General features: G+C 72.4%; 8 protein-coding genes. All 8 read right to left on the bottom strand.

Going from position 1 to position 9543, the window contains the following annotated elements:
* Nucleotides 1–80: 80 nt before the first annotated feature.
* Nucleotides 81–626, bottom strand: a complete 546-nt coding sequence (locus DE149_RS09850) for a hypothetical protein (RefSeq protein WP_233490736.1) — start codon at nt 624–626, stop codon at nt 81–83.
* Nucleotides 627–873: 247 nt separating this feature from the next.
* Nucleotides 874–2199, bottom strand: a complete 1326-nt coding sequence (tgt, locus tag DE149_RS09845) for a tRNA guanosine(34) transglycosylase Tgt (protein ID WP_078025372.1) — start codon at nt 2197–2199, stop codon at nt 874–876.
* Nucleotides 2200–2378: 179 nt separating this feature from the next.
* Nucleotides 2379–2906, bottom strand: coding sequence for a DUF3800 domain-containing protein (locus DE149_RS09840; RefSeq protein ID WP_012750724.1), 528 nt, complete (start codon nt 2904–2906; stop codon nt 2379–2381).
* Nucleotides 2907–3003: 97 nt separating this feature from the next.
* Nucleotides 3004–3540, bottom strand: a complete 537-nt coding sequence (locus DE149_RS09835) for a hypothetical protein (protein ID WP_036316098.1) — start codon at nt 3538–3540, stop codon at nt 3004–3006.
* The gene (locus DE149_RS11720; RefSeq protein WP_051995282.1) at nt 3540–6812 is read right to left on the bottom strand and encodes a type ISP restriction/modification enzyme; all 3273 of its coding nucleotides are present in this window, start codon (nt 6810–6812) and stop codon (nt 3540–3542) included. Before DE149_RS11720 ends, DE149_RS09835 begins: the two co-directional genes overlap by 1 nt.
* 200 nt (nt 6813–7012) lie before the next feature.
* Nucleotides 7013–7972 (bottom strand): ornithine cyclodeaminase family protein, encoded by a 960-nt coding sequence (locus tag DE149_RS09825; RefSeq protein WP_036316096.1) that lies wholly within the window; start codon nt 7970–7972, stop codon nt 7013–7015.
* Nucleotides 7973–8002: 30 nt separating this feature from the next.
* Nucleotides 8003–8797, bottom strand: coding sequence for a glutamine amidotransferase (locus DE149_RS09820; RefSeq protein ID WP_063189935.1), 795 nt, complete (start codon nt 8795–8797; stop codon nt 8003–8005).
* Nucleotides 8798–8871: 74 nt separating this feature from the next.
* Nucleotides 8872–9444: a GNAT family N-acetyltransferase gene (locus DE149_RS09815; RefSeq protein ID WP_063189932.1), complete on the bottom strand. Its 573-nt coding sequence runs from the start codon at nt 9442–9444 to the stop codon at nt 8872–8874.
* Between the last annotated feature and the right edge of the window lie 99 nt (nt 9445–9543).

Below are 9543 nucleotides of genomic sequence, written 5' to 3'. Positions count from 1 at the left end.
CCGGGCAGTTCCCGTGGCCATCACTGGGCAGTCCTCATGGCCGTCAGCGGGTCATTCCCTGGCCACCTATGGGCAGCTTTTCATGGCCGCTTACAATCACGCACGGTGCACCGTGGATGGTCGCCGGGACGACGTCGGCCCGCCGGGCCGTCAGCCCGTTGCAGCAGGCTGTCCCCGGCGGCGACGACGTCGGCCAACGGCAGACCCAGCTGCGCCAGCGCCGCCCAGGTGGCGGCCGGCGTCGTGATCCGCACCCGGGCACGCACCAGCACGGGGTCCTGCGGGTGCAGTTCATGCCCGACGACGCCGCTGCGGCGCGGCGCCCCGCCCTCGGCCCGCGTGCGCGCCAGATGGATGGGGCCGCGTTCCCACTGCCGCGGCAGCCACATCCCCCAGAGGCGAGCGGCGGTGGCGTGGGTGGCCGCGGTGCCGGGGTTCGTCCGCTGGAGGGCGCGGACGACGTCGGCCAGTGAGGGCTGACCCCCGGCGGTGTGCCGCAGCCCGTGGTGCGGGGCGTCGAATCGGGGGCCGCGCAGCTGCGAGGCCGTCAGGCCGGCCTGCAGCCCCGCGGCGACCGGGAAGACGGGGCTGGGGGCGGCGTCGTGGTGCGGAGGAGGGGCGACCATGCCGCCAGCCTCCCCTTCCACCAGCGGACCCGGCGCCGCGACCGCGAGGGCCGTGGAGGGCGAGCTGCGCCCGCGGCCCTGTGCAGGAGCCGCTGAATCGTCTGGCTCACGTCCCCCACGCGTCCGAGCGGCGCTGAGCCAGACGAATCGGTCGAGACAGCCCCCTCAGAACAGCAGAAACGTCTGGCTCGCGCCCGTCGCAGCGTGCTGGCTCCCCCCCGCAGCGTGCCGGCGCACCCAGCGCCCCTCAGCCCTTCGGGGCGTAGTACCGGCCGAGGGTCTCGGCCTTGAGCTCGGCGAGCGTGCCGTCCTGCATGGCCGCACGGATCCGGTCCACGAGCGAGACCGTGAACCGCTCGTTGTGGATGGAGAGGAGCGTGTGCGCCACCATCTCCTTCGCCTTGAACAGGTGCCGCAGGTACGCGCGGGAGTAGTGGGCGCACGTATAGCAGTCGCACTCGGGGTCCAGCGGGCCGAAGTCGCGGCGGTACTTCGCCCCGGGCAGGTTGTAGCGCCCGTCGCGGGTGTAGAACGCGCCGGTGCGGGCCACACGGGTGGGGGAGACGCAGTCGAAGGTGTCGGCGCCGTTCTCGACGGCGGTGAACAGGTCATCGGGTTCGGAGATGCCCAGCAGGTGGCGCGGCTTGTCCTCGGGCAGCTCCTGCGCGCACCAGCCCACGATGGTCCCGAGGTTCTCCTTCTCCAGGGCCCCGCCGACGCCATAGCCGTCGAAGCCGGAGGTCACGCCGTCGAGCTCCCCCGCGGCCGGGAACTCGGCCCGCATCCCCGCGAGGTCGCGGCAGGCCTTGCGGCGCAGGTCCTCGTACTGGGCCCCCTGGATCACGCCGAACAGCGCCTGGTACGGCCGCGCCGCGCGGACCCCGGTGAGGCGGGCGTGCTCGTCGAGGCAGCGCTGGGCCCAGCGGCGGGTGCGCTCGAGCGCCTCCTCCTGGTAGCCGCGGGAGTTGTGCAGGGTGGTCAGCTCGTCGAAGGCGAACATGATGTCCGCGCCGAGGTTGTGCTGGATGCCCACGGACACCTCGGGGGTGAACCGGTGTCGGTCCCCGGTGAGGTGGGACTTGAACCAGACGCCGTCGTCGTCGACGTTGGCCAGGCGCTCCTTGCCGGGGGCGACGGCGTCGTCGGCGCCCTGCCCCTCGGGCGCGCCGGGGCCCTTCATGTCGATGACCTTCTTGAATCCCGAGCCGAGGCTCATCACCTGGAAGCCGCCCGAGTCCGTGAAGGTCGGCCCGGGCCAGTTCATGAACGCGCCGAGGCCGCCGGCCTCGTCCAGGAGGTCGTCACCGGGCTGCAGGTACAGGTGATACGCGTTGGCCAGCAGCGCCTGCGCGCCGAGGTCCTTCATCGACTCCGGCAGCACCGCCTTGACCGTGGCCTGCGTGGCCACCGGGATGAACGCCGGCGTCTGGATCCGCCCGTGCGGCGTGGTGATGACGCCCGTGCGGCCCAGCGGGGCGCCGTCGTGCCCGGGGGTCTCCAGGCGGTGGGTCACCTCGAAGCCGAAGTGGTCCGGGTGCGCGGGAACGGCGGGGGGCTGCGGGGTGTCGGGCATGGGATCCAGGGTAGTGGGGGCGTCCAAGCGGGGAGGCGGGGTGGAGCGGCGTGGTCCCGAACGGGATGTCCCTGTCGGGAGTCCTCAGAGGCGAGTACACTGGACATCACGGGACGCGCTTCGGCGTCTTCCGTCCAACCGGACCCCCGCCTTCGAGCGGGGGTTTCGTGTGTCTGCGTTCAAGGGGTCCAGACGTAAGAGTGCTGACGGATCTTGTTCAGCGATCGGCCGATGGCGTTCATTCGGCGAACGGCATCGCGGTGGCGCTCAGTGACATGGCGGCGGCGCTGCTCGAAGTACGTCAGGACGTCCACGGCCTGCAGCAGGCGGCTCTGGTTCGAAGGGCCGAAGTACATCGTGTCCAACAGGTGGTCGAGTGCTCCGTCGGAGAGGCCCTGGACCGAGGCGGCTCGCATGCGTCGGTAGGTCAGACGGCTGTCATCGCGGAGGTGGTGGTCATCGGCGATCACCAGGAGGCCGTCCGCACGCAGGGACGTCCTCCGGTGCACGCGGTTCAAGAGCTGAGCGGACACCACGATGTGCGGTTTGGCGTCTTCCCATCCAGGCCGCTGACGCAGCCTGTCGACGTCGACACCCTGGAAGCCGAACCACGGGGTGTGCGCGGCGATGAGTTCGACGGCGCGTTGGCTGGCCCATGCGCGGACGCCGACGGGGGCGGCAGTCCAGTCGTCCTTGCCGTTAAACACCGCAGGCCATGGAACTCGAGCTGCTCCGGCACCGCCTGCGGGTGGTCGGCTCGGAGCTGTGCATGGAGCTGGTCCAGGTCCCTTGCCTGCCTGTCCCTCAATCAGTCGCTTCAGACTCTTTCCCACTTGTCGCTGAGAGCCGACCCTGGTGGTCGCGGGACCAGCGGTCGCCAGCGGCGTCGGTGAAGGTGAAGGCGGTCACCCGGAACCGTTCGGCGTTGGTCAGCGGCCGGGGGACCACGTCCAGTTCATCCGCCTGGACGCCGTAGCCCCACTCGTTCTTGCTCAGTTCGAAGTAGGTGCGTCCTGGAGGCAGCATGGCGGCGGTGAGATCGGGAACGGGATACTTCGACGCCACCGTGGCCCGTGCCCCGTAGACCGGGACCTGGGAGGAGTTCTCCACGGCGAGGAACCAGCGCCGCGTGGGTGGGGCGCCGAACTCGTCATTGATCCGGGCGGCGACGCACATCCACGCGGCGACCTGGCGTGCCTGTTCCTGCTTTTCGCGCAGGTCCTGCCGCTCGTCGCGGCCCTTCTCGATCTGGCGCAACCGCCACGACTCCACGGCGGACCATGCCGCGGCCAGGAGCGCCAACACGGAGACCACGAGGGCGATGACGTTCGCAGCGTCCATCAGAACATCTCCTCCTGCGCAGTGGAGAAGTCCCGCTTGATCGTCTTGGGAACCTTCCGTTCGGCCGGGGTCGGTTCCGGGAGTTCGTTCGCCGGGATCAGGTCTCCGGCGAGGATCTCGTCCAAGAGGTCTGCCTGGTCGCCACCCAGTGACACGGTCTCGGTCAGCACTCGGAGCAGATCGAGCAGCTCGTCGTTCCACTCGTCTGCCCACTCGGTGGGGCGGATACGGTCCAGCGGGGTGGCTGCCTTGCCGGCGGCGCGGCCGATGCCGGTGGCCGTCCTGGCGCCGAGCCACTTGTCCAGGATGTTCATGCCGGACACGGCGAAGGCCCTGACCTCCGGACTCACGCCGGTGACGACGCCGTCCCCCACCTTTAGCCGCTGGGTTGCAGGGTCGTAGGACACGGCCCGCGGGGAGGCAGGCAAGGCCGTCACGGGGGCTTCCCAACCCAGGCCAGGAATGCGGGGTACGCGGCCGGCGGGGCGGTCTACACCAGTGAACCGCTCCCCGTAGGTCTGCAGCCACAGCAGACGCTTACCCAGCTCCACGGCACGGGCGAACAGGGCCGGGTCGACCGTCAGCGGCACGCGGACGGGGCTGCCTTCGAGGGCTTCGTCGAACCGCTGGACGTAGGCGTCATGGCCGGCGATGCCCATGACGTAGGCGGCCAGGTCTTCCGGCGTGACCTCTCGGCCGTAGCGCTCCCCCAGCAGCGGGAGCAGCCCGCCGGTGACGTTGGGCTGGGCGGCTTCAGCGTCCCGGTAGAGGGGGATGACGTCCTTGCCGCCGTAGGAGCCGACGAAGTAGTGCAGATCTGGCACCGCCGTCGCCACGGTCACGGCGGGGCCACCGCTGATGCGGGCCGTCTTGGGGGAGACAAAGAACAGCTGGCGGTCCGAGAGCGCCTGCCACAAAGCGGGGCGTTCCAAGTTGATCAATCGAGGATCGTCGAAGGTCCACTGGCGGTCGAAGGAGCGCCACGCCACCCGTGTGATCGGCCGGTGCTCAGCGTCGGCGGGCAGCGCCGCCAAGGGGGTCAGGCCGCTCACGGCGGTGTGGATGGTGCGCCCAGAGTGGCCCGTCACATACTTCTCCGCACGGGCGTCCGCGGACGGGTCAGCCAACAGCTCTCGCCACCGCCGTTGCAAGGTGTCCTGATCCGGGGCCACGGGCCAGGCGCGGTTGTACTTGATCCCGGGCTGCTGCCAGGGGAAGAGGTCCGCCAGGGCGGGCATCGCCGCCCAGTCCTCCCCGCCGCTGGCCGGTGCCAAGGGGTCGCCCGCCCCACCGGGCAGGCACTCCCATGTGCCGTCGTCGGGATCCAACCGGGCCACCTCGTCCAGGGCCGCGAACTTCTCCGCGCGCGTGCCCCGGAAGCGCCGGTAGTACACGGACGCTTCCCGGGCGGCCTTGCCGGTGCGCACCAGAGTCACGATCGCCACCGGGGTCTGGATGTCGAAGACGTTCTCCTCCTGGCGTGCCCCGCGGCCCTCGCCGCCAAGGTCCATCACCCAGATCTCACTGGCCGTCCGACGGGCCAGATCGCGCAGACCCACAAAGGCCGGGCCGGTCAGCCACGAGGACGCCGTGATGAAGGAGATGATCGCCTGGTCCCCGGGGTCCTGCTGGAACGCCTTCCAGATGGCCCACCGCCAGAAATACACGTACAGGTTGTACAGCGAGGCCTGGGCGGAGAAGATCACTCCCTGCTCCTGGGCGGGGCCGATCACGTCGTCGAACAGCGCGTCCTCGCCGTCCCCGTGCTCCACCCAGCCGCCGGTGCCGGAGGTCACCCGGTCATAGGGCGGGTTGCCGATGGCCACGGTGATGCGCCGGTCCCGCTTGATCCGGCGGGCCGCCTCGGCGGCCTCGGCGAGGACCCGCGCGTCGCCGAATAGCCCCTCCGCCATGCCCGCCGAGGGGTCCTCCAGGGTGTCCGTCAGGTACACGCCGATCTCCTCCGCCTGGAAGGCGTGACCCTGCGCCTCAGCGAGCCGCTGGCCGATGCGCAGGTGCGCCACCGAGTATGGGCCGGGCAGCAGCTCGAAGGCCAGCAGGTTCTTCGTGAGGTTCTTGGCCACCTGGGCCACCCCCGCCGGGCCGCGTTCCTCCCGGGCCGCTGCCTCCGCGCGGTCGATGACCGCCAGCGGGTAGGTGCCGGAGCCCGTCGCGGGGTCCAGCGTCACCACCGAGGGGGCGCCGAAGCCCAGGGTCTGACCGAAACGTTCCCGCAGCAGCGCGTCCACCACGCGCACCTGGCACTGCACCACACTGATCGGCGTGTAGTAGACACCCGCGCGGTTACGGGCGGCCGGGTCGTAGCGCTGGAGGAAGTCCTCGTAAAACCACAGCCACGGCTCACCACGGGAGTCCGTGGAGCGCTCGATGGCGGCCACGTCCATGCTGGACACCAGCCGCATGATGGCCCCGACCTCCGGGGCGATGTACTCCATGAGCGCCGGGATGCCGATGATCGGTCCGAGGGACGCCGCCAGAACATTGCGGTGGGCCGTCTCCAGGGCGTGCTTGGCCTCCTCGAGCGTCACCACGCCGTCGGCGTTCCGGTCCGCTTGGCCGGAGAGACCGGCGATGGCCATGGAGTAGGCCACGACCTGGGCGACGTCGCCGGCGAACTGGGCGTCCGTGGTCGTGTGATGCACCGTGTGGTCCCAGGCCGCCTTCGCCTCCCGCACCGAGCGGTAGTTGTTGGACAGGCCTTCCTGGAGGCGCTCTCGAAGGAAGCGGGCCAGCGGGGCCAGGCGGTCCGCGAGCTGGCTCACTCGGGTGATCGGCCGGGGCTGGGCCAGGGTGAACTGTTCCAGGACGGTGCGCAGGCGGTCTGCGTCCCAGCCTGCGACGCCGTCGACGGGCAGGAACGCGGTGTCCACAGGGGAGCCGGAGACATAGAGGGCGATCTCGTCTCCGTTCGAGACGAGCAGCGCGTCCAGCTGGGAGAGCAGGTCCCACTGGCCCTTCTCCCGGCCGCGCCACTTCTCTCCGATGACCGTGTGGCCGGGTGCCTTGAGTTCCACCCATCCGCAGGGGCGACCGTCGATCAGGGCGGCGAAGTCCGGGCGCACGCCGTCGAGCTGGGCCTCTCGCAGCAGGCTGAGGTCCCCAATCCCGGTGACGGAGGAGAACGCGCGCAGGAACTCGGAGACCGGGACCGTCAGCTGCGCCTCCGGCTCGGCGGAGACCCCGCTCGTGGAGGCGAGCCGCACGTCACGGGCGTACGTCTCAGCGAGCTGGGCGAGGGGTGCGTCGATCATGTGTCCTGCCTTGCAGTGAAGAGGGTGGCGCGAGTCACTCTATCCAGACGGGGCGTGCTCGACTGGGCTGACACCGCGGAGGCCGGCCGCGCCCCGCTCGTGGCGAGAAATCTGGTCGGGCTCGCCGGCGCCCTCGTCCTCCTCGCCGTCAGTCGCCGGGACACGCCCTCGGTCCGCCAGCTGGACCCGGCCGCCCCGGCTCAGCCCAGCACCTCCCGCGCCACCGCGCTCGCCACCACCAGGTCCTGCCAGGGCATGCCGGTGGTGACGAACAGGGCGGGCGCGCCCTCCCGACGACGCGCGGTCCCGGCCACGAGCTCGGCCAGCGTCACCGTGTCCTCGATCCCGGCCAGCGCGCCGGAGTCGATCGCGAGGGTCACGTCCCCGGCCTCGCGGGCGGCCGAGTCCCGCGACTCCACCGCCACGGTCGCGCGGCGGGCCAGGGCGTCGTCGGTCTCGCGGGCGTCCGTGGTGTGCGAGCCCATCGCCACGACCGTCGCGTGCTCCGGCACGAGCGTCCCGTCGAACAGCGGGGCCGTCGCGGCCGTGCACGTCACCACGACGTCCGCCTCCGCCACGGCCTCCGGGCCCGCGGCGCTCGCGGTCACGCCCAGCTCCGCTTCGATGCGCGCGGCCAGGGCGGCGGCCCGGTCGGCGTCGCGGCCCACCACGGACACCCGTTCCAGCCCGAACACGTCCTGGAAGGTGAGCGCGTGCTCCCACGCCTGCACGCCCGTGCCGACCACGACCAGGTGCCGGGGCGAGGCGTCCGCGAGCAGCCGCACCCCGAGCGCGGACACCGCGGAGGTGCGCAGGCCCGTCAGCTCGACGCCGTCCAGCACGGCCCGCGGTGCCTGGCCGGGGGTGCCCGGGGCGCCGAACAGCACGTAGACGCCCTGGATGACGGGCAGTCCGCGCTCGGGGTTGTCCGGCGTGAGGGTGAGCAGCTTGGTGTCGACCTCGGTCCCGCGCGTCGAGGGCATCTGCAGCAGCTGCCCGGCGGCGGTGGACACGCGGGTGCGGGGGGCGTCGGCCTCCGGGTCCAGGCCGGCGGCGAGGGCCGCCTCCAGCGCGTCGACGGCGGCGCGCGGGCTCAGGGCGGCGCGCACGGCGGGGCCGTCGATCCAGGGCAGGGAAGCGGTGGCGCGGTGCGTGTCCATGCAGCCACGCTACGGGGTGGGCCGGGCGGCTCAGCCGAACAGCGTGCGGAAGTTCGCCAGGATCCGGCGGGGGTGCTCGGGGTCGACGGCGGCCAGCCCCGCCACCGTGGGCTCGTACTCGCCCGGGGCGAAGTACCCGTGCTCGCGGTAGATCTCAAGGCGCTCGAGGATACCGGCCTGGTCCAGCTCCGGGTGGAACTGGGTGGCGTACTGGCGGGTGCCGAGCCGGAACATCTGCACGGGACAGTCGGCGCCCGCGGCGAGCAGCACCGCGCCGGGCGGCAGCGCGCTCATCGCCTCCTTGTGGCCCACGTACGCCGCGAACGTGCGCGGCACCCCGGCCAGCACCGGATCCGCGACACCCTCGTCGGTGAGCGTGACCTCGACGGGCGCGGCCGATTCGCCGTACGCGTTGTCCACGACGCCGCCGGCGTGCCGGCCCAGCGTGCCGACGCCGTAGCAGCAGCCGAGGAACGGCAGGTCGCGGCGCCGGACGACGTCGAGCATCCGGCCCAGCTCCGCCTCCACGGCGCGCTGCACGGGGGACTTGGTCTCCTCGGGATCGGAGCCCGTGAACGGGCTGCCGGGCAGGATCACGGCGGCGACGTCCGCGAGCTCCGCCTCCCAGTCCAGGCCGTGCGTGGCCACGTCCGGGCGCTGCACGACGCGGTCCAGGCGCAGCACCCGCAGCCGGCCCTCCGGATAGCCGCCCAGTCGCTGGACGGCCTCGACCTCGGCGGCCGCGGCGTCGTCTTCGGGGCGCGTCTGGACGAGGAGGAACGGCCGCGGATGCGGGCTCGGGATGGCGCCGGTCGGGGTGGTCATCTCGGCAGACTAGCGGGGCATCGGGCCGGGAGGGCGTGACGGCGTCGCGGGGCGTCGTCGGGGGCGGGTCGCGGTCAGCGGTCGGCCCAGGGGCGGGCGTCGGAGGCCCACGGCAGGGGACGGACGCGTTCCTCGGGCAGCGGGTCCGCGGCCAGCCGGCCGTAGAGGTGCACGTCGAGCCGCCGCCCGCCCGTGCGGAGGCGGCCGCGCTGCGTGCCTTCGTGACGGAGCCCAGCGGCCCGGGCGACGGCCCCCGCCGTCGGGCTGTCCGCCCGGTGGGCCAGTTCGATCCGTTCGAGCCCGCCCTCGGCCAGTTCGGCGTCCGCCACGGTGGTCGCCGCCCGCGACATGATCGCGTCCCCGCGCCAGCCCTGATGCAGCCAGGCGGTGAGCGCGCCGGTGCCGTGCGCCTCGTCGCGCACGACGGCGACCAGGCCGATCAGCGTGTCCGTCCCGCGCTCCACCACGGCGACGGCGTCCGTCCCCTCCGCCTGGACCAGTCCGTCGACGTAGGCGCGGGCGGAGGCGTCGTCGGTGACCTCTGCGGGATCGGCCATGCCGACGGTGCCCGCGTGGAAGGCCGCCAGGACGGCGGGCGCGTCCGTGGCGCGGAGGGGGCGGAGCTGGGCGGGTGCGGAGCCGGTCATGCCGGGAGCATAACCCCGGCAGGGGCTGGAGAGTGAGGTGCGCCACACGAGCCGGACCCCGGAGGGCGTGTCACCGGGGACGGGGCCGGCTCTCGACGC

Origin of the sequence: Micrococcus sp. KT16 (assembly GCF_003315015.1) — a bacterium.
In the GTDB taxonomy this organism is placed as follows: Bacteria; Actinomycetota; Actinomycetes; order Actinomycetales; family Micrococcaceae; genus Micrococcus; species Micrococcus luteus.
This window is presented reverse-complemented; position numbering and strand designations above follow the sequence as displayed.